Genomic DNA, 22,617 nt, shown 5'->3' with positions numbered 1-22,617 from the left:
TTATATTTCTTTTTTCCTAATAGCCATCTTTTTGTAGTAAATACTTAAGTACATGACAAAAATTAAATATATATTATTTTCTGCCTATCCCGTATCCCAGTATTCTATCTCGTTCATTTTCCAAGCCATCAAATAGACAATCTACCCTGCACAATTCATTCAGTTCACTTGCCGTTTCATCCATTATAATTTGAATCTATAGATAATAGTTTCCTCTTCATTATTACAAATCCCATAAATATACTGTTTATCAGCACAGAAAGAGGTTATGGGAATAGGAAGGAGATATTTTCTCACTTTCTCGCCATTCCAATTAAAACAAAGGATTTCATTCACAGAGTTACCCAACCTTTCTTTTTCATTACTTCTCAACGATGAGTATGTAAAATAAATGAAATCATCCGATACGGCCATTTTCATCAGCCCTGCAATACTTTCATCATAATCTATACCATAGCGATTACCGCTCTTTCTTAATTTAGGAGGATTATTAAAAGGACTTACATAAATCCTGCTAAGTGCCGTATCGGAACATTGATATATTTCAAAAACATCAGAAGCTAAAGTTTGCACAATAGTTTTTCTTTGCTTTTCATTTGACTTTATTTTACATTGAAATACACTTCCCCTCATAACACCTGCCAATGGTTCTGTGGAAAACGGATATTCAAAAGGACATTCCATAATCTCGTTTCTCGAATTTATCACACCTAAACGACCAGTCTTGAAACAACCCGCAAAAATCTTTTTTCCATTTACTATATTAAAAATCAATGGACGAAAATCAACCGTATATGGATAAGACTCTTTCGTAGCAATAGAAGCGCGTCCCTCATCTAATATGTCAGTAACGGAAACTGAACATATCATTTTTCGCATTCGTTCCTGAAAGATGAGCAAAGAGTCGGTCAATACAAACCCATTGCCAAAATCAATAAATTCATTGTCTCCTTCTCCTCGTTTCCCCCATCGCTTCAACAGATTGCCGGTACTCGCATCAATAAATGAAAAATTATACTCATCATTTCCATGTTCAGTAACTATTATACCATTTCTAACTTCCAGATTGACAATTACTCCTAAAGGGGTCTCTTTATCTGAAAACAAACTATCATAATCAGTTATTTCCGTTACTACTTCAAAGGCATCAATATCTGTCATTGACGAACGACATGACATAAGAAGCATGATACATGCTATAAGAACTAATATTCGTTTCATTTTCATTTCTTTTAAAGAGGACACACATTCAAAAGATGTATTAATAATCCTCTAAATGTATATCCTCCAACTCTCTATTTAGGGCCATTTAGCTTTCGACTGCGTTTCATCTTTTGAAGGATCAGTTGGATGCAACAGAATACAGTCTGAATCAGCAGAAACACAATCTTTAACGCTGGCCTCTCCACTTGCCAATGCCTCCACATTAGCCAACATCAAATCCGACATTGTTTCTGTTCTCTGATTCGTATAAACTCCATATCCGGCAACTGTTGCAAATGCTGCAACAAAAGCAATTCTCATTATTTTTTTCATTGTTATTTCTTTTGAATTTTAGATTTCAATTATTCCATTCCGTATCTATCCTTTCAACGGAAAGGCAAACATATTGCCCGTTCAATTTAAATCGTTATCTTTGCTGAGACCTCCTTTCCGGGGTGGGTTACGGAACGGGCGGGTTCGTAAAGTGTCAAAAAAACGTATGCCGTCCGTTCCTCTCCATCCATGTTTTATATTCTTCCTTTATAGTTCATGTTATATTTTATTATCGGCTCATCCTTATCCACGTCTGTAGCAAAAATGACTACTTTCCGTCCACTAACCCTTTTCAAAGTTATAAGGTCCTGCCGCAAGATATAGTTAACATGAGCAATCAGACTATCTTATTTTTTCAGATACAATATCTGGAGTATCGGGTTTCGGTCTTCTTCAGGAGCACACCAAAATAGAAATGTATTTTCTTTTGTCATGGATGTCTTGCCGGAGCATTGGACACCATCCAAATCATTCTTCAGGTATTTGCCAATCAGATACTCATCCGCTGCTTTTGAATATAAAAAATATCGAAGATCAAAAACTGCACACCAATATGCAGCAAACAGCCATTTCTCACTTTCGATATATCTGGTTCGGACAAAATCTTCCATGTGTTCCAACGAGACATTCCTTTTATAGCTATGTTTTATTTCAGGTTTCATACAAAAAGACTGTATCGTATCCAATTCTGTGCCATCAAAATGATAAACCTCGTTATCCAAGTTGGGAGCCATAAAACATATCTCATTCTTGATAGAACATAAGTCCCAATCCGAATTCATATAAATCAGATGTTCTTGGTTACGGCCTACCAATTGACTCACAACCTTACCTGAAGCATCCAAATAATAAATTCCGGCCTCTTTATTGTCGGCACCGGCCAAAGAGATAACATAGCCACCTGAAGGAAGTATCTTAAAGTCAAAGGCACTAATCTCCAATCCGATACTTTTCAAATACTTGCCTTCAAGAGTATAAAAGAGAAGGGAATGTGTCCATAAATCCAGAACTACAATTTGCCTGTTACTTTCATCATATTCAAACTGACACATGTTTACATATTCCCCGGGAGCATCACCTTTATGAAACACTTGTCCCCGATACTTACCGTCTCTGGAAAAAATCCAGACTGTCTGCATTTGCAGATCGAGAACAAATATGTGTTCTTCACTAATTTCTACATCAGTGATGTTCCCAATCAGACATGCATCCGTTGTCTCCAAAGGTATATACTTTATTGAATCAACGAATTGGGAATAAGCGATAGTATCAACAGCTTCATTCAGTAAATCCGGATATTTACTCACTCTTTCTATTTTTTCAGAGCAAGAGATTAACATCAAAAACAAAGACAAAACGCAAGCAATAATTCTACACATAATTACGACTTTACCTTCTATTTTCATAACACTCCTTCCTTTCTATTTAACCGGCTACTTATTTATTGCATTTTCCCCAAACAGCAGAACGCTTACATTCATCACCGGGTTGAGTTTGAGCACATGTAGCACCAACAAGCCTATCACCATCGTAACAATTAGTTGCTTTATAACCATAAAAAGTATTTGGATCTGCATCTGATTCTCCGCTCGCCAACGCTTCCACATTAGCCAACATCAAATCCGACATTGTTTCTGTTCTCTGATTCGTATAAACTCCATATCCTGCCACTGCTGCAAATGCGGCAACAAAAGCTACTTTCTTTATTTTCTTCATTGTTATTTCTTTTGATTTTTAGATTTCAATTATTCTGTTCCGTATCTATCCTTTCAACGGAAAGGCAAACATATTGCCCGTTCAATTTAAATCGTTATCTTTGCCGAGACTTCCTTTCCAAGGTGGGTTACGGAACGGACGGGTCGTCATGCTCCAACAAAACGTTATCCGTCCGCTCTTCTCCAGTCCCTTTCATATTTTCCCTTTTTTATTTCATCTTATACTTCATTATCGGGTCATCTTGGTTCACATCTGTGGCATAGATGATTCCTTCCGACTCATTCACAGATATACCATAAATATAGTGGTCGAGCACATATTTGCAAAGAGGCTCGCCATGCAAACTGAATACATAGATGTATTGCCCGCCATCTACCTGGATGCCTTTTTGAGCGTTCTGCATAATCTCCTTGAAAGAGCGTCCGTGGAACACGGCATAAATGGCTTTGTCCGTGACCTGCACATCGCTAAAACCCATAATGCCCGTAGGAATACCATAGCCTTCGGCAACCTTGAACTCCGGTTCACCGTGAGGACCGATGCGCACCACGTGCGTACTGTCCTTCAAGTTATAGACTTCGAGCACTTCACCCAGCTGGGTGACTGCTGCCAGCACGCCGTTGCGCGGATTGTAGTCAATGAAGCTACGCCATGCCTGCGCCAGCGCAGGACGGGCGTTCTGCAAAGCATCGGTATTGCCGGTAGGTATAGTGCCAACCCTACGGAGCAGATGTCCTTTCCTATTAATCAGGCAGAAACGGCTGTCACCGGAATAGTCGGGAATGATGAAAGTGGAGTCGTCGTACTGCACAAAGTCCAAAGTGCGAAGTACCTCTTCATCTATTTTTACCGCTTCCTGACGAGAAAGCGAGTCGCCGGACAACGACACCCCATACCTATTAATTTCCGATTTACCGGTATCGAGCAACCACAAAAATTCCCCATTCCATCGGATATTTTCCGATGAAAGCACCTCACCGGGAGCTTCGCCCCTCTTGCCCAAAGATGCCAGATAGCGAAAGTCCGGATAATGGAAAAGGTGACAGAAGTGGTCTGTACTGTGCAAATCCATTACTGCAACCTTATCGCCCTGCACCCGAATACGGAACGGATAGCGGAACAAGGCGGTGTCTACCGGCACCGTTGTTCCTTTCAACGCAATGGTCTGCGGAAAATCACCGTAAGCAACGGAGGCTTCCGTAGGCTTTAAAGCGCAAGAGGAAAGGAGAAAAACGGAGAGCGCCATGATATGAATTTTAATAATAAAGTACATGTTTTACTCCTTCATTTGAACGAGGACAAGGGATTGAACCGCTTCCGATACATTTTCCATTTATTTCAACCTCATCGTCGGCCAATGCCTCTATGTTTTCTAATAACAAATCGTCCAACTTTTCTGCATGGTTAATTTGAGAATAGCCGAAAAACGAAAGGGCACAAACGACCATTCCGCCTACTAATTTCACTTTAATTGTTTTCATCTTGTTTTTTATTTTTCGTTACGGCAGCAAAGGTAAAAGGAAAGGTTAGAAAACACCAATTTAACCATCAGTAATATACGAGAATGGGGCGTGAAAAAAAAATCACGCCCCGCAAAAACCTCTTAAAGCATTTATAATCAGCATTATTCAGAAATGAAGATTTTATATCCTTTTAGCTTCGACACAAAACGAATTTGAACAGAATCGTCCGCACTGAACAGTTTCTTCACCATGCTGATGGCTTTCCGGCGGCGTTCATTTATGTTTGAGTCCGTTGGTTGCCACTCGCAGATTTCGGCAATTTCCGCTTTTGTCAATAGGAGGTCGGGACTCTTGGCAAAGCCTAAGAGTAATTTGGCGGTTTGCGGCGTGCACGCTTTGCCTTCTTCTTCCCGATAGGTCAGCGTATGGTTTACGACATCGAATACATACTCTCCAAACCGGCAAGTGGTGAGCACTGCATCTGTATTTTCTTCTTTCGTAGGCAGCCGGGACCAAACATACATAGCCAGCCCCGCCAACGCGCTGAACAAAAAGAGGCCGGAGAGCACCAAAAACAGTGTATCAGTCCAGTCCACGCAACGCCAAGCGGAAAACTGCATATAGGCGGTCAGGGTCATGGTATACATACCGTCTAAATAGTAAGTGCCCAAAGCGTATTTCGGGACCAGAATGGTTTCGTCCCCCGCAAACGATTCCCGGCAACTATCTTTCCCTAATGGCTGCACCTTTAAAGAGAGGGCAAACCGTGCTCCGCCATACTTGGCACTCGTTTCGTTTTTCCACTCTGCCCCCATCTTTTCCAATGGGAACTTACCATAGCAGTTTAGTATATCGGCTTTGCTTCCTATCAGATCCAGGGGGTATAGTCCTTGCGCCTCTTTCAAGGAATCTATCTCTATTTCAAATACGCCTTCGGTCGATACGGCTTTCCGCTTGAGATTCTTCTTTCCTGCACTATGCCAAGATAGATAGTATTCCCCCAGCCTATCAAACTCTCGGCTCACCGCCTGTTCCGCAACCTTGCGCAGCGTCTGTATCGCCATTGCTTTCACTTCAGTACGCCCTTGGCGTACATTACTATACAGGGTTATTACCCAGGCAAGTGCTACCACTGTGGTAGCGCCTGCCCATATGGTTCCAATGGACTTCTTTGCCTTAAACTTTATTTTCATATCGTGTGGCTTTTTTCGTGCGGTAAATCATAACTACGTGCAAAGATAGTTTTTTCTGCAAAGAATCTGCTCCCTTTATGAATACAGAGGGAAGGGATTCTTCGCTTCGCTCTGACTATACTTTAATGAAAAAACAGAAGAGGCTTTGAGCGAAGCTGATGACGAATAGTATAAGGCTGTTAATGTGTAATGCACTATTTTTCAGGATGATTCTCAGATAAAATTCTTTTATTTTAGAATCGTGGACAGGGTGCCAACAGCTACTACTTTATCATTTTTATCAAGTAAAAAAGCTTGAAATATTATATCTGATGGAAAATGGTTAAGTTTATTCAAAGAATCTTGTTCATCAATACAAACAGGATAAGAAAAATTATTCAGTTTTAAAATATACTCTAACTCCTTCCTGTTTCTAGGATACAAAAAGAAACAAACAGGAACATCCCCCACAGAATCTAACTGACAAATAAATTTTCTTCATTGAGCCATCTTAACTTACAACTTGTACAACCTACCGAATCAACATACGTAATAATCTTATATTCACTTTCAGTGAATAAACCGTATCAGCTCCTTATTATTTCCTTCCTCATTTTTCCACACGAAATAAAGTAAACGACAAAAGGAATTAGTAATAAAGGATTTATTTTCAATAATTTAATTCTAATAGAATCAAATATATCCGTAGGTACAAACTTCCACTTCACTACTTTAAGGAGTATATGAACAGAATCGGATTATCATCTTCATTTGAATTCTCCAGTATTTTCATCAAATCATCATTTATCTTGGATCCACTCTCATGCAGTTGCAAAAGTAACCCGGAACGAAGTAAAGATATAAAAGCACCGTCTTGAGTTATTCCGCTTGGAGAACTAAAAGCTCCTATTTGAAGTTCCGACTGGAGTCTTTCTTGAGAAAAGCTGTAAGAAACTTTTCTTTGCTTATCATAAAACCCGAAATACATTGTTTTATTCACATAATACGGTACACAGAACGATTGGTCATTCTCATAAACATGATAAAATGCAATGTATGGCGACTCCAACAAATTCGGGATATAATTTCTATTGTTGGCAGATTTTTCTATACTCTAAATCCACCAAGCCACATCCCTTCGCATATAAAGCCCTGAATATCCACATAAAGTTCACCGATAAACAGGTAAAATATTATTTTGCATCTCCCGACAGGGACAGCCGTATCGGCGAGGAGGCCGTATTGCAATACACGGTGACGGTCTTGGAGAAGTGTTCCGGATGCTCCGCCTTATAGACCGCCTCCAGTGTTATCTCCTTGCCCGGCTGGGCAGGTTCCTTGGAATAGGATACGGTGGTGCAGCCGTAAGAGGTGGTGACATCCTGTATCACCAAAGGGCTGCCGCCTGTATTCTTCAAAGTGAAGGTCGCCTTTTGCTCCTTATGCCAGTCGAAACTGCCCAAGGTCACGGAAGTCGCATCCATACCAACCTCGGTCATTATCTGCTTGCTTTCCTTCTCTTCACCGATCTCTCTGCCTCGGATAATCCTTAGATAGAGTTCTTTTATTTAGGGGTTGTTGATGGGGTTTCCGATAGCGACGACCTTCTTATTTTTGTCTAACAGAAAAGTTTGAAAACGATTATCTTTAGGAAATTTGTTCAGAAGATTAAAAGAATCCTTTTCATCAATACACACTGGATATGAAAAATGAACTCGCCTCAATAAACTTACCACCCGTTCTTTGCCATTTTTTTTAGGATTAAAAATGAATAGACATGGGACTGTTTTATTAGAAATAGAATCTAACTCTATTATAAAATTAGCCCACTCTGGCAAATTCATTTTACAGCTCATGCAACCTATAGAATCTATATATATCAATATGGCATTTTGCTGGAATTCAACCTTATTATAACTAATTATGAATCATCCAAATACACATCCAAAACAAACTCCTGAGGAAATAGAAGTTGTTTTCCGCTCCACTCTTTTGTTAAATTCACAATGCTTTCTCGTTCTGGAACAGAACACATACAAAAAATAAGCAAACATAGAAACACATATAAATATTTCATTTTTTCAAACGATATTTTAAGATTACCGAATTATCATCTTCTTTAATGTTGTTTATTGTATCTATAGTAGCAGTTTCCACCAATAATTTTTTGGATACTAAATATTCCAGCCAACTGGGTTCGGCTATTACATATAAAAAATCATTATCTACATAGATTGGGGGTAATAGTAGTTCACCATTATTAAATGTACATGAATAAAGGTTGGACCGTTCTGAATCCTTTTTATAAAGAAGAAGATGTTGCTTTTCTTGATACATAATAAATGTAAATAAAAAATTCTTATTTTCCCATCGACAAATAGGGAAAGCATATTTTCCACTTCCCTTAATAATATCTTCAAAAATAGCTTTATGAGAATCTATTTTCTCAAAGGGGAAAGAACAACTTCCAAAATTATAACGAATTACCTCTTTTATATGACCTTCATTTTTTTCTATTTTATACACCTTATCATTAGGATAAGGAAAAGAGAAAAAAACATCTCCCTCAGACTCATAAAAAGAATATGGTTGAGTAACACCAATCCTCAAAGAAGGAATATAAATATAACCTTTTGTACTTTCTACTATACGATTTTGTTTGAAAGAATAAATATTCATTCTATCATTCGCATTGGATGTGGATGAGAAAGAAGAATAAAAGGCATATAACTCATTATTCAAACATTTAAAAGTACTTATGGGATACAAATCTTTTGGTATTTCAACTTCATCTAAAAAATTAAATTCATCATCATATATCATAATTTTATATGCTGATACATCCAAAATTTCAATATGCTTATCTTTAGAAATATCAAAATCTACTATACAGTGATATTCACCGGGACCATCACCTTGTTTGCTTTTGCTATTTCTCAAAAAAGTCCCATTTGCATTGAATACATAGATACAGGCCTCTTTTCTATCTAATATGTAGTATTTCCCTTCTTTAAAAAGCATTTTATCGCATTTACCAAATAACGATGCTTCTGAACTTTCTAAAGCTGTCACTTCTATAGAAGAAAAAATAGCCTCTATATCTAACTTTTCTGAATTATTCGGATTGACAGTAATACAAGCCGCATCAGTGTCAATAATAGAATCATACTTATTGACACATCCCCATAAACAAAAAAAGACAACTAAACACCCAAACACAACTTTATACATTTCAGTTATGGATTAAAATTTCACATCTAAAAATTAAAGAGCAGACCTTTCCAAAGGAATTAATTCAAATTCCTATTCATAAATGATGCGGGCTAAATGAAAAAGTTGAGAGGAGATATGTTTCTTAAATGACAAATAATCAAAACAAAATAATATCTCCCAAAAACAATCAAAATACTTCAAATTATGCCGGCAACCCAGGTATACAACTCACCCAAGTATAGCCTACAAATTTACAACGAGTTACTTTAAATCCACCAAATGGAGTCCAAGTATATTCATAGCCATCATCTCCCCAGCATTTTCCTTCCGAACTGCCACAGGCTATATCTACTTCCGGCAACTCATATCTTGCCAATGCCTCCACATTAGCCAGCATCAAATCCGACATATTATCTACTTTCTGATTAGAATAAATGCCATATCCGGCAACTACTGCTACTAAAGTAGCTTTTGCTATTTTCTTCATACTATTTATCTTAAAAAAAATTACTGATTAAGATTAACATTCCGTATCTATCCTTTCAACGGAAAAGCAAACATATTGCCCATTCAATTTAAATCGTTATCTTTGCCGAGACTTCCTTTCCAAGGTGGGTTACGGAACGGACGGGGTCGTAAAGTGTCAAAAAACGTGTACCGTCCGCTCTTCTCCAGCCCTTTTTATATTCATTTCTTCCTTTTTCTTAATAGCCACTTTCGGATACTAAATATACTTTCACATGAGAAATCGGGCAATCTACGGAACCGCTTCCCAAACAATCAATTGATACGTGCCCCTCACCCGACGCCAAAGCCTCTATGTTTTCCAACATCAGGCTGTCCAGGTTTTCGCGTTCAGCACCCAATTGAAAGGAAGCGACTACTGCCACTAAAAATAAAAACATAAATAGAATTTTCTTTTTCATTGTTTTCCACATTTATTATTTGTTTTGAATAATGGGGTAAAGTTAATGGAAAACAAAAGTCATATCCAAATTTACATCCTGACAATATCTGACAATCAAGCAAGAAAAGAAATTGTCAGAAATTGTCAGGCAATGTCAGATAATGTCAGGATGTTATTCTGATGGTATTTTTTCCGATGAAATGGGGATTTTCAATAGATAAGCGGAAATCTTACGTTCTATTGTACAAACTGAAATCTTCGACAGGCAGTCGCGCAATCTTTTTATACTTTGATACAACTTATCCAGAGTACCACTACCATCCGGCCACAATAAATGCAGGATTTCATCCTTGGAAAGTCTATTATCTTCAGCATCCCAAAAACGCATTCACGCTTCATATTGTCAAATAGCGATAAAAAACGAGAATGGGATTACTTTCCTCTGATTTGCTATCCAACAAATCCTCCAGACGCTTATCTTGGACATCTTCCTTGACAACATCAAATGGAGTAATGGCACCCACGAATAGACCGTCACAAACAGCCATAGGCAAGGGAAATCTTCCGCCAAGTCCTAAATCATCAACAATCATATCACTTTTAACATTAACTGTTCTATTCTCTTTTTTATCCCGGATTGATAAATACAAATCTCTCTTTATATAATACTTCACAACCAACATTTGATTGGTTTCATACACATAAAGAAGTCTAATCCAATCATTCTCACCTGTCAATATTTCCTTCATCACATCTCCTGAAGTATCATGTTTTTGGAACAATTCCAAAGGAGGGAATTTCTGTTTTCCCCAAGAGAATTCATAACAAGCATCAAAAGAATTCCCGCTCAATTCATATACCTGATTGCTGAAGTAAGGATAAACCCTCAAACTCTCATTAAACATATAAAAATTAGCAGGACAACCATGAAGTATTTTCCCCGTTAGCGGAGCGTCATAAAATGTACGGACTACGTCCCCTTTTTCATTAGCCACAACAAACTGTTTACCAGAAAAGACATCATTTTGCCTCAAAGGATAATAATATATATACATTCCTGAATCTTGCATTGCAGCAAAAGACAACGGTGAAGGCGCGGGAAGCGTTACATCACCGATATATTTCAAATCAGTCAAGCGATATTTCAACAACCTATTCAACTGTCTATCCAAAATCAGAACATGCCCATGCTTGTCAATCCAAAAAGAATGAGGAGATATAAACTCTCCCGGTCCATTTCCATGACCTTCTAACTTCATAACAAATTTTCCATCCATGCCAAACACATTAAATGTATTCATCTTGTTATCAAGTATGTATATGCGATTGCCACAGATTTCTATTTGACCGATATTACCCACTAATGAATTTTCCGAGGATTCCAATGCAACATAAGAACATACCGAAATCAACTCTGCAGCATTTACCGATTTCAAATTTCCAAAATCAATAACCTCTGCGGCTGTACTACTCACTACATTAGGTCTACTACAACCCATCAATAAACATATAAGGCCTGCAAAATAAATGCAAATAAGCGATTTTATCATCTTCAACATTAAATTTACATGAATAGGAAGGACGATGATAGCTTAACAATGTATGAAAAGCTATCATCTCATTTCTTACATTACAATTCAGGAAAAACTATATTTTTTCAACACGTCTCATTTCCTGTTTTAGTACAATTATATCCATCCCCTTCAGGGCGATAGTAACGTTCCCACACTTTGCTATTATAATCAGATTCCCCACTTGCCAACGCCTCCACATTAGCCAGCATCAAATCCGACATTGCTTCTGTTCTCTGATTCATATAAACTCCATATCCTGCCACAGCTGCAAATACGGCAACAAATGCAACTTTCATAATCTTCTTTCTCATTGTTTTTCTACTTTCAAATTTATTCTTTTTAATTCTTATCTATTTCCGTATCTATCCTTTCAACGGAAGAAGCAAACATATTGCCCGTTCAATTTAAATCGTTATCTTTGCCGAAACCTCCTTTCCGGGGTGGGGTACGGAACGGACGGGTTCGTAAAGTGGCAACAAAACGTCTACCGTCCGCTCTTCTCCAGCCCTTTTCATATTCATATTCCTTTTTCCTAATAACCTCCTTCTTGTACTAAATACACTTTCACATGGGAACTCGGACAATCCACGGAACCAAGGCCAAAACAACTGATATTTACGTGCCCCTCACCTGATGCCAAAGCTTCTATGTTTTCCAACATCAGGCTATCCAGGTTTTCGTGTTCAACACTCCATTGAAAGGAAGCGGCTACTGCCGCCAAAAATAAAGCAATAAATAGAATTTTCTTTTTCATTGTTTTCCACATTTAGTATTTATTTTGAATGATAGGATAAAGTTAATGGAAAACAAAAGTCATATCCAAATTTCCGGCCTTACAATGTCTTATATTCGGGAAAGAACAAGGAATATAAGAAATTATAAGATTGTGAGTAGGATACTATTCTCCGGCATTCCCCTCGATGAAATAGGGGATTTTCAACTGATAAGTAAAATTTCCACGCTCAATGATACAACAGGAGACCAGCGACAGACAGTCACGCAATCTTCTTATATTCTGATACATTTTATTCGAGCTACCACTACCATCCGGCCACAATAAATGCAGGATTTCATCATTGGACAGCCTATTATCTTCAGCATCCAAAAAGCCTTGCAGCAACCGGGCAAGCAGTGGAGGCAAATTTACAACATCATCCCCCCTCTTCAGCAAGCGGGAAGCAGCATCAAAATATACACCTGCTTCCAACTGATAAATATGTGAAGGATTCCCGTGACCGGCAACTACCGGAACCTCCTTTTCTACCACGATGTGCTTTTCCTTGACGAATAAACGATGATAGACTTTACTCACATACTCCTGTATAAAAAACAAGAGTATGCAGGAAGCCACCAAAACTGCCAACAAGACCTTGTCTTTCCGGGAAAGAACCATCCACCAGGAATGATAAAGGTAGCCGGTCATGCCGACTTCACATCGAAGTCCTAAATAATAAGTGAACAAGCTATCCGATTCCGACAAATAAAGGGAATCTTCGGAGTAAGTATAAGACTCGTGCTCTTGCCAGTCGGACACAGAAATGCGCACAGCCGTTGTTCCGGGAAATCCCATCGCAGCCAACCGGTTCTTCCAGAACAGATTCAATGAATCGGCACTCAGAGGAGAGACATGCAGGAGATAAGAATGGGCTCCTCTCGTATCACGAGACCGTTCCATATTACGGGCGTGTTTCTCATAAGGAACCCAAAATTCTTTCTGGCCATATTCGCTTGTCAGCAAAAGCTTGATTGGTTCCTTCTTAATGTCAGTAGAGTCATCCGGCAATCGAAAGCCACCTGACAGATGAAGATACATAGGAATACCCTTCCATTTCTGCGTCTCTTCCTGCAAAGCCGAACGAAAGGCATCACGCGCCTGTGTCTGCCAGTATTCCAGCCGGTACTGATACAGAAACCAGCCGGTGACTCCCGCCGCCACAATGCCTATAAACGCGTATATCAATAGCAGCTGCCAATATTCTTTTTTCATGGTCGGTTCATGGATAAACTGTTTTCGGTCACAAAGTTAAGCATTTATTCCTAATCCTTTAAAAAACAGCAAGCATGAATTTCACACTCCTCCCAAGAAAAAAAGTACCCGCAGCCGGGAAGCAAAAGCCACACTTCCGACAGCATAGGCAACGGGACTTACCCTCTAAAACTCCAACTGAAGTATATTTAACTCAAGTTTACTCCCCTCTTCCTTGTCTATTAGGATTTTAATTCTTTACTTTGCAACAGGCTGTATATAGCCGAACAGTATTGAACCGCGAATTAAAAAAACAGAACCATGTCCAACTATATCCGTTTTGACTGGGCCATGAAACGGCTGCTGCGCGACAAAGCAAACTTTGCCGTGCTCGAAGGGCTCATGACAACACTGCTGAAAGAGAAAATAACCATCAAGCGGCTGCTGGAGAGCGAAAGCAACCAGGAAAGCGAGTATGACAAGTACAACCGGGTGGACTTGCTGGCAGAAGACGAGAAGGGGGAACTGATTCTCTTCGAGATACAGAACAACAACGAATATGCCTACTTCCAAAGGATGCTGTTCGGAACTTCCAAGCTGGTGACCGAGTACATCAACCGGGGGGAAGGATACGAGAAAATCAGAAAGATATACAGCATAAACATCGTTTACTTCGCACTGGGAAGCGGTACGGACTTTGTCTATCAAGGGAAAACGGAGTTCCGAGGAATGCACAACAACGAGCTACTGCAGCTCTCGCCTTTCCAAAGGCAGACGTTCAAGGTCAGCGAAGTGAGCCAACTCTACCCCGAATACTACATCCTGAAGGTGAACGACTTCAACCGATGGTCAAAAGTACCCCTCGAGCAATGGATCTACTTCCTGAACACCGGCGAAATCCCCGAAGATGCGACCGCCCCGGGCCTGCCCGAAGCCAGGGAACGCCTGAAGCTGGACAAATTGAAAAAAGATGAGCTCAAAGCTTATTACAGGCACCTGGACAATGTAGTGATTCTGAGAGACAATATCAATACAGAACGTGCCGAAGGAAGAGAAGAAGGAAGAGAAGAAGGGAGAGCCGTGGGAAGGAAAGAAGGAAAAGAAGAAGGAAAACGAGAGATGGCCTTGAGAATGAAAGCGGAAGGCATTCCTGTTGATGTCATTGCGCGATGCAGTGGATTGAAAGTAGAGGAAATCAATAAACTATAAAACCGGTTTCATCGGAAAAGTCGATGAAGAGGGCGATACTCTATGACAGGTTCGTCCTTGTTCACATCCGTAGCAAGGATGATGCCTTGCTGCTCATCCACAGAGATGCCATTAACAAAATGGTCAAGCACATAGCTACAGAGCGGTTCGCCCTTCAAGCTAAACACATAAATGTATTGACCGCCATCCACATGGATGCCTTGCCGGGCATTCTGTGCCATCTCCTTGAAAGAACGTCCGTGGAACACGGCATAGATGGCGCTGTCTGTTACCTGAACATCGCTGAATCCCATGATGCTGGTAGGGATACCATAGCCCTGGGAAATTTTGAACTCCGGCTCACCGTGAGGACCAATGTACACTGTGCGGGTGCTGTCTTTCAGATGATAGATTTCGAGCACCTCGCCAAACTGTGTCACCGCTGCCAAGACACCGTTACGAGAATTGTAATCGATGAAGCTGCGCCATGCCTGCGCCAGTGCCGGACGGGCATTCTTTAAAGCGTCCTCGTTGGAAGAAGGGATTCCACCCAGTTTATGCAACAGACTGCCCTGCCGGTTCACCAGACAGAAGCGACTGTCGCCCGAATAGTCGGGAATGATGAAAGTGGAATCATCCATCGCCACAAAGTCCAGGGCGCGGAGAATATCCTTATCTAGGTTCACCGATTCCTGACGCGACAATGAATCACCGGATAGGGCACAACCAAACCGGATCAATTCGGACTTATTGGAATCGAGAATCCACAAACCATCGCCGCTCCATCGGACATTTTCAGCGGAAAGTTGCTCGCCGGGAGCTTCGCCACGCCTGCCGAAAGAGGAAAGGGGGCAGAAAGCTGGATAGCTGAAAGCATGGCAGAAACAGTCCTCGCCATGCAAATCGAGCACAACTGCCCGGTCTCCCTGCACACGAATGCGGAAAGGATAACGGAATAGGGCGGTATCCAGCGGAAGCGTTCTTCCCTTCAGCTCCAATGTACGGGGAAAGTCCGTATAAGACAATACTTCATTACGGGGAGCAGAGGTACATGCAGCCAAAGCTACAGACAGAAAGAACAGGCCGATGAGGTTCCGCATAGCTATTATCTTTTGAAAGGAAGTTACTGCCGTCACCAAAAACAGAGTCATAAATAACATTTTCTTTTTCATTGTTTTTTCACATTTAGAGTCCGTTTAATTTTATTCAGTATTCGTCCCCCCCCAAAAAAACAACCATGGTGACTAATAGAAAGGCGCATTGGCAGTAAGACTTGAGTCAAGCTGTCAATGCGCCTTTCTATTAGTCATCAGCTATCTGCTTACTTCAGCAAGCTTTCCGCATCCAGATGCTCCGCCTCAATATCTTTAAAATAGCGGTAAGTACCCACTTTCAATTCATCGGTAGCAGCGTCATCAGCAACAATGATTCCCTTTTCGTGCATCTGCAACGCGCTGATAGTCCACATCTGCATCACAGGTCCCTCGACTGCATGATAGAGGGCACGTGCCTTGTTGTGTCCGTTTACGATAATCATCACCTCGCGGGCGCTGAGCACAGTACCCACACCGACGGTCAGGGCAGTCTTGGGTACCTTGTTCACGTCATTGTCGAAGAAACGGGAATTGGCAATGATGGTATCGGTAGTCAATGTCTTCTGACGGGTGCGTGACGAAAGAGAAGAACCCGGCTCGTTGAAAGCGATATGTCCGTCGGGGCCGATACCGCCCATGAAGAGGTCGATGCCACCGTAGGACTTGATTTTCTCTTCATAGCGTGCACACTCGGCATCCAGATCAGCAGCGTTGCCGTTCAGGATATTGGTGTTCTCCGGCTTGATGTCTATATGGCTGAAGAAGTTGTTCCACATGAAGGAATAGTAGCTTTCGGGATGTTCCTTGGGCAAACCTACATACTCGTCCATATTGAAAGTCACTACGTTCTGGAAAGACACGATGCCTTTCTTGTTCAGGTCGATAAGTTCCTTGTACATGCCCAGCGGAGAAGAGCCGGTGGGACATCCCAACACAAACGGTTTTTCAGGCGTCGGATTAGCGGCCTTAATCTTGGCAGCTACATAATGTGCCGCCCACTTTGACACGGATTGATAATCCGGTTGAATGATTAGTCTCATTGTGATTGTTTTATTAGGTTAATAAATTAGGGGTAACTCTCTATTTTAATTTTTGTCACTTCCTATCCTTCTTCAAACGCTCCGCCATGGCACGTGCCAGATTTTCACATTGTTCGTAAGTAATGTCCTTCATGGCCTGCTTCATCTCTACCGGGTCGCCCACAATCTCGAACTTGCTCTTTTCGGCAAACTCGTTCATACGCTTCACGGCAGCACCCGCCCAGCAGAAGGAGCCGAAGTATCCCAGATAACGTCCCTTCACTTCGCGTACCAGAATTTTGGAAAGCAAGGATTCTATCTCAGGATAAATCTGGTTGCTGTATGTGGGACTGCCAATAATAAGTCCGCGATACTTGAAGATATCGGCAATGATATAAGAAGGATTGCTCTTGCTCACATTGTGCATCACGATGTTCTTGATGCCTTGTGCTGAAAGTTCCGCCGCAATGGCTTCCGCCATCTGTTCCGTGTTGCCGTACATGGAGCCGTAAACAATGACCACACCTTCGTCAGCGGCGTAGCGGCTCAGCTTGTCGTAGATGCCGATAACCTTGGATATATTTTCTGTCCATACCGGCCCGTGCGTAGAGCAAATGGTGGAGATGGGCAGACCGCCCAGCTTGGCCAGCGCTTTCTGCACCGGAGAACCATATTTACCCACGATGTTGGAATAATAACGTACCATTTCCTCCCAATATCTGTCCAGATTGATGCGCGTATCGAGGAAACCTCCGTCCACAGTGCCGAAACAGCCGAAACCGTCACCAGCGAAAAGGACTCCTTCCGTTTCGTCAAAAGTCATCATCGTTTCGGGCCAGTGCACCATCGGAGTCATATAGAAACGGAGTTTATGATGCCCCAAAGCCAGAAAATCCTCGTCCTTCACCATATACTGCTCGCCCGTCACGCCATAAAAACCTTCAATCATGCCGAAAGTCTGCTTGTTGCCCACGATGACGATGTCCGGATAATGCTGCTTTATCAGACGGATGGAACCCGAATGGTCCGGCTCCATATGATTGATGATAAGATATTGAATGGGACGCTCACCAATGATGCTCTTTATTTTGCGTAGGTATACCTCGAAATAGCAGGCGTCTACCGTATCGACCAGGGCGACCGTTTCATCGTCTATCAAGTAAGAGTTGTAGGAAACTCCATACGGTAACGGCCACATGCCTTCGAACAAATGCTTATTGCGGTCATTCACTCCCACATAGTGGATTTTTCCCTTTATCATTGTTTTTGGGTTCATAACTATTCTTTATTTAGATTGATTCCACATTTAAAGTTGCGGCAAAAATAATTCTTTTTTCTCACATTTCATACTTCTTTCCCTGATATGCACCGAGTTCTTTCATTCTTTTTTGAACCCGGTGATTAAATTCATAATTTTTCAATCCCCAGTCGGGTGCAATGAGCAGATCCTTAGGAGACTGGGAGACGAAGCGCTCCAGCACCAAGTCCGGCCGCAAATGCTCGACATAGTCTATCACGAGATCGATATATTCCTCCACATTAAACAGATGGAAATCTTCGGGATGCTGCCGATACTCCAGAGCCATACGGGTGTCCCTTATCAGTTGTAGCTGATGCATCTTCAAGGTAGTGAGTGGCAGACGGGACAACACACTGGCTTGTGCAACGATACTTTCATGCGTCTCGCCCGGCAGTCCAAGGATGACATGTCCACCGGTCAGGATTCCACGCGAAGCGGTTCTTTCCACCGCATCAGCGGTAGCACAGAAAGTATGTCCGCGATTGATTCGGCAGAGCGTCTTGTCGTCGGTACTCTCTATGCCGTACTCCACTAAAAGGAATGTATGTCGGTTCATCTCTTCCAGATAGTTCAGCAAGCTGTCAGGCATACAGTCCGGACGGGTGCCGATAACCAACCCCACCACTCCATCTGCCGACAAGGCCTCCTCGTATTTCCGCTTCAGGTCTTCCAGCTCACCATACGTATTGGTATAAGCCTGGAAATAAGCGAGATACTTCATACCAGGATATTTGTGCGCAAAGAACTGCTTGCCCTCTTCCAGCTGACGGGTAATGGATTTCTCCGTACGGCAATAATCGGGGTTGAAGGTCTGGTTGTTACAATAGGTGCAACCGCCGACTCCTTTGTTTCCATCCCGGTTGGGGCACGTAAAACCGGCATTCAGCGATATTTTCTGTACCTTATAGGAAAAATATCGCTTCAGAAAAAGAGGGAACTCATTATAGAGCGTAGATTTGGTTTCCATACATATTCCTTATGTAAATGGCAAATATAGGATTTTTCCGTGGGATGAACCTGCAAAAACAAGAATAGTTTCCACCCGATTTGTTAACGAACATAAAACAAAGTGTTTTCATCTGTTCTAATTCACCACGATATGGCTGGCATCACGACCGTTGCTGTATATCAAAGCAAGGTCAAGTGCTTGTAACGAAAGACATTCAGAAGCAGGACAGACTTTTTCTTTTTCAGAAAGAATAAAATTAGCCCGCTGTTTCGATAAGTCCTCCCTTTGTCGTATATTTGTTCCCCAGAACAAATATGGAAACGGATAAGCATAAAACAGATATATGAAACAGATAAGCATCGTACTTCTCCTCTGCCTCTGTACGCTGGCAGGTTTCGCCCAAAGTGGCAAGGCTCTTGATTTGAAAGAAATCGTATCGGGCAAGTTCATTCCGAAGAACATTTCCGGCGTTATCCCCATCCCGGGAGACGGAGAACACTATTCGCAGATGAACGCGGCAAGAACACAAATCATCAAATACTCCTTCAAGACGGGAAAACCCGTGGAAGTACTGTTTGATGCCGCCACCGCACGCGAATGCACATTCAAGACATTCGACAGCTACAGCTTTGCTCCGGACGGAAGCAAGCTGCTCATTGCCACCGAAACAACTCCTATCTACCGTCATTCCTATACGGCTGTGCATTACATCTACAGCCTAAAGCGCAATCTGGACGGTAAAATCAACAATATTGTGGAAAAGCTTTCGGACGGCGGCCCTCAGCAAGTGCCCGTATTTTCACCGGACGGCAATCAGGTGGCTTTTGTACGCGACAACAACATCTTCCTTGTAAAACTGCTCTACGGCAACAGCGAAAGCCAGGTGACAGAAGACGGAAAACAGAACGAGGTGCTGAACGGCATCCCCGACTGGGTTTACGAAGAGGAGTTCTCCTTCAACCGTGCGCTGGAATTCAGTGCCGACAGCCAAATGCTGGCTTTCATCCGCTTCGACGAGAAAGATGTTCCCTCCTATTCTTTCCCTCTTTTTGCCGGACAAGCTCCCCATTTTACACCTTTCGAGAAGTATCCGGGAGAATACACCTATAAATATCCTAAAACGGGAGAAGTAAATTCAAAGGTATCCGTACATACCTTCGACATCAAGTCGAAAGTGACCCGCAAGATAAACGTGCCGGTAGATGCAGACGGATATATCCCCCGCATCCGATTTACTCAAGACCCCAACAAGCTTGCCGTCATGACTCTGAACCGCCATCAGAACCGGTTCGACCTATACTTTGCCAATCCTCGCAGCACAGTAGCCAAACTAGCTCTGCGTGATGAAAGCGATACCTATATCCGCGAAAATGTATTCGACAACATAGTCTTCTATCCGGAAAATTTCAGCTTTGTCAGCGAAAAGAGCGGATACAACCATCTGTACTGGTATAGCATAGGAGGCAATCTGCTGAAACAAGTGACAACCGGACAATATGAAGTGCAGGAGTTCCTGGGTTACAACCCCGAAGAAGGAAGTTTCTACTTCAGCAGCAACGAGGAAAGCCCCATGCGCAGTGCCATCTACAAGATTGACCGGAAAGGCAAAAAGACCAAGCTATCGTCACAAGCCGGAACAAACAGTGCGCAGTTCAGTGCGAACATGAAGTACTACATGAACCGTTATTCTAATCTGGACACACCGACCGTCATTACACTGAACGACAATACAGGCAAGACTCTTGCCACCCTGATGGACAATGCGGCATTGAAGCAGGAAATCAGCAGCTATGACATGCCCCGGAAGGAATTCTTTACTTTCCAGACTTCCGAAGGCACCACATTGAATGGCTGGATGATGAAACCAGCCGACTTCTCTGCCGGCAAGAAATATCCGGTACTGATGTACCAGTACAGTGGTCCCGGTTCGCAGCAAGTGCTTGACAAGTTCAGTGTAAGCTGGGAAACCTACATGGCATCACAAGGCTATATTGTAGTCTGCGTAGACGGACGTGGCACTGGAGGACGTGGTGCCGAATTCGCCAAATGCACCTATCTGAACCTGGGTATCAAGGAAGCCAAAGACCAAGTGGAAACCGCCCTCTACATGGGCAACCAGCCATACGTGGACAAAAACCGCATCGGTATCTGGGGATGGAGTTTCGGTGGATATACTACCATCATGAGCATGAGTGAAGGAACACCGGTGTTCAAGGCCGGAGCAGCCGTGGCTGCCGTTACCGACTGGAACTACTACGACACAGTCTACGGTGAACGGTTTATGCGCACTCCTAAGGAGAACGCCGAAGGCTATAAGACCACTTCCGCCTTTACCCGTGCCGACAAGCTGCACGGCAACCTGCTGCTGGTACACGGCATGGCAGATGACAATGTACATTTCCAGAACTGTGCCGAATATGCCGAACAACTGGTACAGCTCGGCAAACAGTTCGATATGCAGGTATACACCAACCGTAACCACAGTATCTACGGAGGAAATACCCGGTTACATCTGTACACACGGTTGACTAACTTCTTTAATAAAGAGCTAAAATAAATTTAATTGAGGAATGACGAACTCTTCATTCATCATTCCTCATTCATCATCCTTCATTAAACCAACATGAGAGTACGCAAACCGGAATGGCTCAAAATAAGCATCGGTGCCAACGAGCGTTATACCGAGACCAAACGCATTGTTGAATCACATTGCCTCCATACCATCTGCAGCAGCGGCCGTTGCCCTAATATGGGAGAATGCTGGGGGAAAGGCACCGCAACCTTCATGATTGGAGGAAATATCTGTACCCGCAGTTGCAAATTCTGCAATACGGCAAGCGGCAAGCCCTTGCCGCTAGATGCCGACGAACCCACACACGTGGCAGAATCCATTGCCTTGATGAAACTCTCCCATGCGGTCGTCACTTCTGTAGACCGTGACGACCTGCCTGACTTAGGTGCATCGCACTGGACACGTACCATCCGGGAAATCAAACGGCTCAATCCGAACACCACCGTCGAAGTACTGATTCCCGACTTCCAGGGGAGAAAGGAGCTCGTGGCACAAGTCATCGATGCACAACCGGAAATCATTTCGCACAACATGGAGACTGTCCGCCGCATCAGCCCTCTCGTACGCAGTGCCGCCAAGTATGAGACAAGCTTGGAAGTGTTACGGCAGATTGCAGAAAGCAATACTACCACCAAGTCCGGCATTATGGTAGGACTGGGCGAGACTCCGGAAGAAGTGGAAGAACTGATGGACGACCTTCGCCAGGTGGGCTGCCACATACTGACCATAGGCCAATACCTGCAACCCACACACAAACATTATCCGGTAGCCGAATATATTACTCCCGAACAATTTGCACTCTACAAAAAGAGAGGATTGGAAAAAGGATTTCAGCAAGTGGAAAGCGCTCCATTGGTACGCTCCTCTTATCATGCGGAAAAACAGATTCATTTTATACAAAAAAAAGAAGTAAAATAGAAAACATTTAAACCTGCCAGTTGTTATGAT

Annotated in this window: 23 protein-coding genes; 3 read left to right on the top strand and 20 right to left on the bottom strand. The window is 42.3% G+C overall.

Features of this window, described 5'->3' with window-relative positions:
- Positions 1–183 precede the first annotated feature (183 nt).
- The 16 genes from E5355_RS07980 to E5355_RS07905 form a co-directional block, all read right to left on the bottom strand.
- On the bottom strand, positions 184–1,221 hold the full coding sequence (locus E5355_RS07980; protein WP_168354294.1) for a BF3164 family lipoprotein: 1,038 nt from the start codon (positions 1,219–1,221) through the stop codon (positions 184–186).
- Positions 1,222–1,299: 78 nt separating this feature from the next.
- Positions 1,300–1,536: an NVEALA domain-containing protein gene (locus tag E5355_RS07975; protein ID WP_136009918.1), complete on the bottom strand. Its 237-nt coding sequence runs from the start codon at positions 1,534–1,536 to the stop codon at positions 1,300–1,302.
- Positions 1,537–1,883: 347 nt separating this feature from the next.
- Positions 1,884–2,942 (bottom strand): 6-bladed beta-propeller, encoded by a 1,059-nt coding sequence (locus tag E5355_RS07970; protein ID WP_136009917.1) that lies wholly within the window; start codon positions 2,940–2,942, stop codon positions 1,884–1,886.
- A gap of 31 nt (positions 2,943–2,973) precedes the next feature.
- On the bottom strand, positions 2,974–3,252 hold the full coding sequence (locus E5355_RS07965) for an NVEALA domain-containing protein (protein ID WP_136009916.1): 279 nt from the start codon (positions 3,250–3,252) through the stop codon (positions 2,974–2,976).
- A gap of 208 nt (positions 3,253–3,460) precedes the next feature.
- Positions 3,461–4,525: a BF3164 family lipoprotein gene (locus E5355_RS07960; RefSeq protein ID WP_136009915.1), complete on the bottom strand. Its 1,065-nt coding sequence runs from the start codon at positions 4,523–4,525 to the stop codon at positions 3,461–3,463.
- Positions 4,509–4,733 carry an NVEALA domain-containing protein gene (locus E5355_RS07955; RefSeq protein WP_136009914.1) on the bottom strand — a complete coding sequence of 75 codons (225 nt, stop codon included), beginning with the start codon at positions 4,731–4,733 and terminating at the stop codon, positions 4,509–4,511. Before E5355_RS07955 ends, E5355_RS07960 begins: the two co-directional genes overlap by 17 nt.
- A 143-nt stretch (positions 4,734–4,876) precedes the next feature.
- Positions 4,877–5,908, bottom strand: a complete 1,032-nt coding sequence (locus tag E5355_RS07950; protein WP_136009913.1) for a winged helix-turn-helix domain-containing protein — start codon at positions 5,906–5,908, stop codon at positions 4,877–4,879.
- A 706-nt stretch (positions 5,909–6,614) separates the two neighbouring features.
- A complete protein-coding gene (locus tag E5355_RS20315) occupies positions 6,615–6,998 on the bottom strand; it encodes a 6-bladed beta-propeller (RefSeq protein WP_136009928.1) in 384 nt (127 codons plus the stop codon).
- Between the two features lie 82 nt (positions 6,999–7,080).
- Positions 7,081–7,386: a DUF1573 domain-containing protein gene (locus E5355_RS19835; RefSeq protein WP_246866909.1), complete on the bottom strand. Its 306-nt coding sequence runs from the start codon at positions 7,384–7,386 to the stop codon at positions 7,081–7,083.
- Between the two features lie 574 nt (positions 7,387–7,960).
- Positions 7,961–9,118 carry a 6-bladed beta-propeller gene (locus E5355_RS07935; protein WP_136009912.1) on the bottom strand — a complete coding sequence of 386 codons (1,158 nt, stop codon included), beginning with the start codon at positions 9,116–9,118 and terminating at the stop codon, positions 7,961–7,963.
- 184 nt (positions 9,119–9,302) lie between these two features.
- Complete coding sequence (locus E5355_RS07930) at positions 9,303–9,587, bottom strand: NVEALA domain-containing protein (protein ID WP_136009911.1); 285 nt, start codon at positions 9,585–9,587, stop codon at positions 9,303–9,305.
- Positions 9,588–9,804: 217 nt separating this feature from the next.
- A complete protein-coding gene (locus E5355_RS07925; protein WP_136009910.1) occupies positions 9,805–10,026 on the bottom strand; it encodes an NVEALA domain-containing protein in 222 nt (73 codons plus the stop codon).
- A gap of 376 nt (positions 10,027–10,402) precedes the next feature.
- On the bottom strand, positions 10,403–11,566 hold the full coding sequence (locus E5355_RS07920) for a 6-bladed beta-propeller (protein ID WP_136009909.1): 1,164 nt from the start codon (positions 11,564–11,566) through the stop codon (positions 10,403–10,405).
- 98 nt (positions 11,567–11,664) lie between these two features.
- Positions 11,665–11,892, bottom strand: coding sequence for an NVEALA domain-containing protein (locus E5355_RS07915; protein ID WP_136009908.1), 228 nt, complete (start codon positions 11,890–11,892; stop codon positions 11,665–11,667).
- Between the two features lie 221 nt (positions 11,893–12,113).
- On the bottom strand, positions 12,114–12,335 hold the full coding sequence (locus E5355_RS07910; RefSeq protein ID WP_136009907.1) for an NVEALA domain-containing protein: 222 nt from the start codon (positions 12,333–12,335) through the stop codon (positions 12,114–12,116).
- Positions 12,336–12,479: 144 nt separating this feature from the next.
- Positions 12,480–13,568, bottom strand: coding sequence for a winged helix-turn-helix domain-containing protein (locus E5355_RS07905; protein ID WP_136009906.1), 1,089 nt, complete (start codon positions 13,566–13,568; stop codon positions 12,480–12,482).
- A gap of 300 nt (positions 13,569–13,868) precedes the next feature.
- On the opposite strand from E5355_RS07905, the gene E5355_RS07900 reads away from it, so the two are divergent.
- On the top strand, positions 13,869–14,756 hold the full coding sequence (locus E5355_RS07900) for an Rpn family recombination-promoting nuclease/putative transposase (RefSeq protein WP_136009905.1): 888 nt from the start codon (positions 13,869–13,871) through the stop codon (positions 14,754–14,756).
- Positions 14,757–14,764: 8 nt separating this feature from the next.
- Here E5355_RS07900 and E5355_RS07895 read toward each other — a convergent pair whose 3' ends face one another.
- From E5355_RS07895 to E5355_RS07880, 4 genes are all read right to left on the bottom strand, one after another.
- Entirely contained in the window at positions 14,765–15,835 is a 1,071-nt protein-coding gene (locus E5355_RS07895) for a BF3164 family lipoprotein (RefSeq protein WP_136009927.1), read from the bottom strand.
- A 221-nt stretch (positions 15,836–16,056) separates the two neighbouring features.
- Positions 16,057–16,869 (bottom strand): glucosamine-6-phosphate deaminase, encoded by an 813-nt coding sequence (gene nagB, locus E5355_RS07890; protein WP_136009904.1) that lies wholly within the window; start codon positions 16,867–16,869, stop codon positions 16,057–16,059.
- Positions 16,870–16,924: 55 nt separating this feature from the next.
- The gene (locus tag E5355_RS07885) at positions 16,925–18,124 is read right to left on the bottom strand and encodes an FprA family A-type flavoprotein (RefSeq protein ID WP_136009903.1); all 1,200 of its coding nucleotides are present in this window, start codon (positions 18,122–18,124) and stop codon (positions 16,925–16,927) included.
- 61 nt (positions 18,125–18,185) lie between these two features.
- Positions 18,186–19,115: a TIGR01212 family radical SAM protein gene (locus E5355_RS07880; protein WP_136009902.1), complete on the bottom strand. Its 930-nt coding sequence runs from the start codon at positions 19,113–19,115 to the stop codon at positions 18,186–18,188.
- A gap of 325 nt (positions 19,116–19,440) precedes the next feature.
- Between E5355_RS07880 and E5355_RS07875 the strand changes: the two genes are divergently transcribed.
- The gene (locus E5355_RS07875; protein WP_136009901.1) at positions 19,441–21,654 is read left to right on the top strand and encodes a S9 family peptidase; all 2,214 of its coding nucleotides are present in this window, start codon (positions 19,441–19,443) and stop codon (positions 21,652–21,654) included.
- Positions 21,655–21,720: 66 nt separating this feature from the next.
- Positions 21,721–22,587 carry a lipoyl synthase gene (gene lipA / locus E5355_RS07870; RefSeq protein WP_136009900.1) on the top strand — a complete coding sequence of 289 codons (867 nt, stop codon included), beginning with the start codon at positions 21,721–21,723 and terminating at the stop codon, positions 22,585–22,587.
- Positions 22,588–22,617 lie beyond the last annotated feature (30 nt).

The organism is Bacteroides muris (ex Afrizal et al. 2022) (assembly GCF_004793475.1).
Lineage (GTDB): Bacteria > Bacteroidota > Bacteroidia > Bacteroidales > Bacteroidaceae > Bacteroides > Bacteroides muris.
Note: the sequence above shows the minus strand (reverse complement) of the source record. Positions and strands in the feature narration are given on the sequence as shown.

Coding starts and splice junctions, on each gene's coding strand:
- E5355_RS07980 (WP_168354294.1), bottom strand. CDS start 1,221: ATGAAACGAATATTAGTTCTTATAGCATGTATCATGCTTCTTATGTCA.
- E5355_RS07975 (WP_136009918.1), bottom strand. CDS start 1,536: ATGAAAAAAATAATGAGAATTGCTTTTGTTGCAGCATTTGCAACAGTT.
- E5355_RS07970 (WP_136009917.1), bottom strand. CDS start 2,942: ATGAAAATAGAAGGTAAAGTCGTAATTATGTGTAGAATTATTGCTTGC.
- E5355_RS07965 (WP_136009916.1), bottom strand. CDS start 3,252: ATGAAGAAAATAAAGAAAGTAGCTTTTGTTGCCGCATTTGCAGCAGTG.
- E5355_RS07960 (WP_136009915.1), bottom strand. CDS start 4,525: ATGTACTTTATTATTAAAATTCATATCATGGCGCTCTCCGTTTTTCTC.
- E5355_RS07955 (WP_136009914.1), bottom strand. CDS start 4,733: ATGAAAACAATTAAAGTGAAATTAGTAGGCGGAATGGTCGTTTGTGCC.
- E5355_RS07950 (WP_136009913.1), bottom strand. CDS start 5,908: ATGAAAATAAAGTTTAAGGCAAAGAAGTCCATTGGAACCATATGGGCA.
- E5355_RS19835 (WP_246866909.1), bottom strand. CDS start 7,386: ATGACCGAGGTTGGTATGGATGCGACTTCCGTGACCTTGGGCAGTTTC.
- E5355_RS07935 (WP_136009912.1), bottom strand. CDS start 9,118: ATGTATAAAGTTGTGTTTGGGTGTTTAGTTGTCTTTTTTTGTTTATGG.
- E5355_RS07930 (WP_136009911.1), bottom strand. CDS start 9,587: ATGAAGAAAATAGCAAAAGCTACTTTAGTAGCAGTAGTTGCCGGATAT.
- E5355_RS07925 (WP_136009910.1), bottom strand. CDS start 10,026: ATGAAAAAGAAAATTCTATTTATGTTTTTATTTTTAGTGGCAGTAGTC.
- E5355_RS07920 (WP_136009909.1), bottom strand. CDS start 11,566: ATGTTGAAGATGATAAAATCGCTTATTTGCATTTATTTTGCAGGCCTT.
- E5355_RS07915 (WP_136009908.1), bottom strand. CDS start 11,892: ATGAGAAAGAAGATTATGAAAGTTGCATTTGTTGCCGTATTTGCAGCT.
- E5355_RS07910 (WP_136009907.1), bottom strand. CDS start 12,335: ATGAAAAAGAAAATTCTATTTATTGCTTTATTTTTGGCGGCAGTAGCC.
- E5355_RS07905 (WP_136009906.1), bottom strand. CDS start 13,568: ATGAAAAAAGAATATTGGCAGCTGCTATTGATATACGCGTTTATAGGC.
- E5355_RS07900 (WP_136009905.1), top strand. CDS start 13,869: ATGTCCAACTATATCCGTTTTGACTGGGCCATGAAACGGCTGCTGCGC.
- E5355_RS07895 (WP_136009927.1), bottom strand. CDS start 15,835: ATGCGGAACCTCATCGGCCTGTTCTTTCTGTCTGTAGCTTTGGCTGCA.
- nagB (WP_136009904.1), bottom strand. CDS start 16,869: ATGAGACTAATCATTCAACCGGATTATCAATCCGTGTCAAAGTGGGCG.
- E5355_RS07885 (WP_136009903.1), bottom strand. CDS start 18,124: ATGAACCCAAAAACAATGATAAAGGGAAAAATCCACTATGTGGGAGTG.
- E5355_RS07880 (WP_136009902.1), bottom strand. CDS start 19,115: ATGGAAACCAAATCTACGCTCTATAATGAGTTCCCTCTTTTTCTGAAG.
- E5355_RS07875 (WP_136009901.1), top strand. CDS start 19,441: ATGAAACAGATAAGCATCGTACTTCTCCTCTGCCTCTGTACGCTGGCA.
- lipA (WP_136009900.1), top strand. CDS start 21,721: ATGAGAGTACGCAAACCGGAATGGCTCAAAATAAGCATCGGTGCCAAC.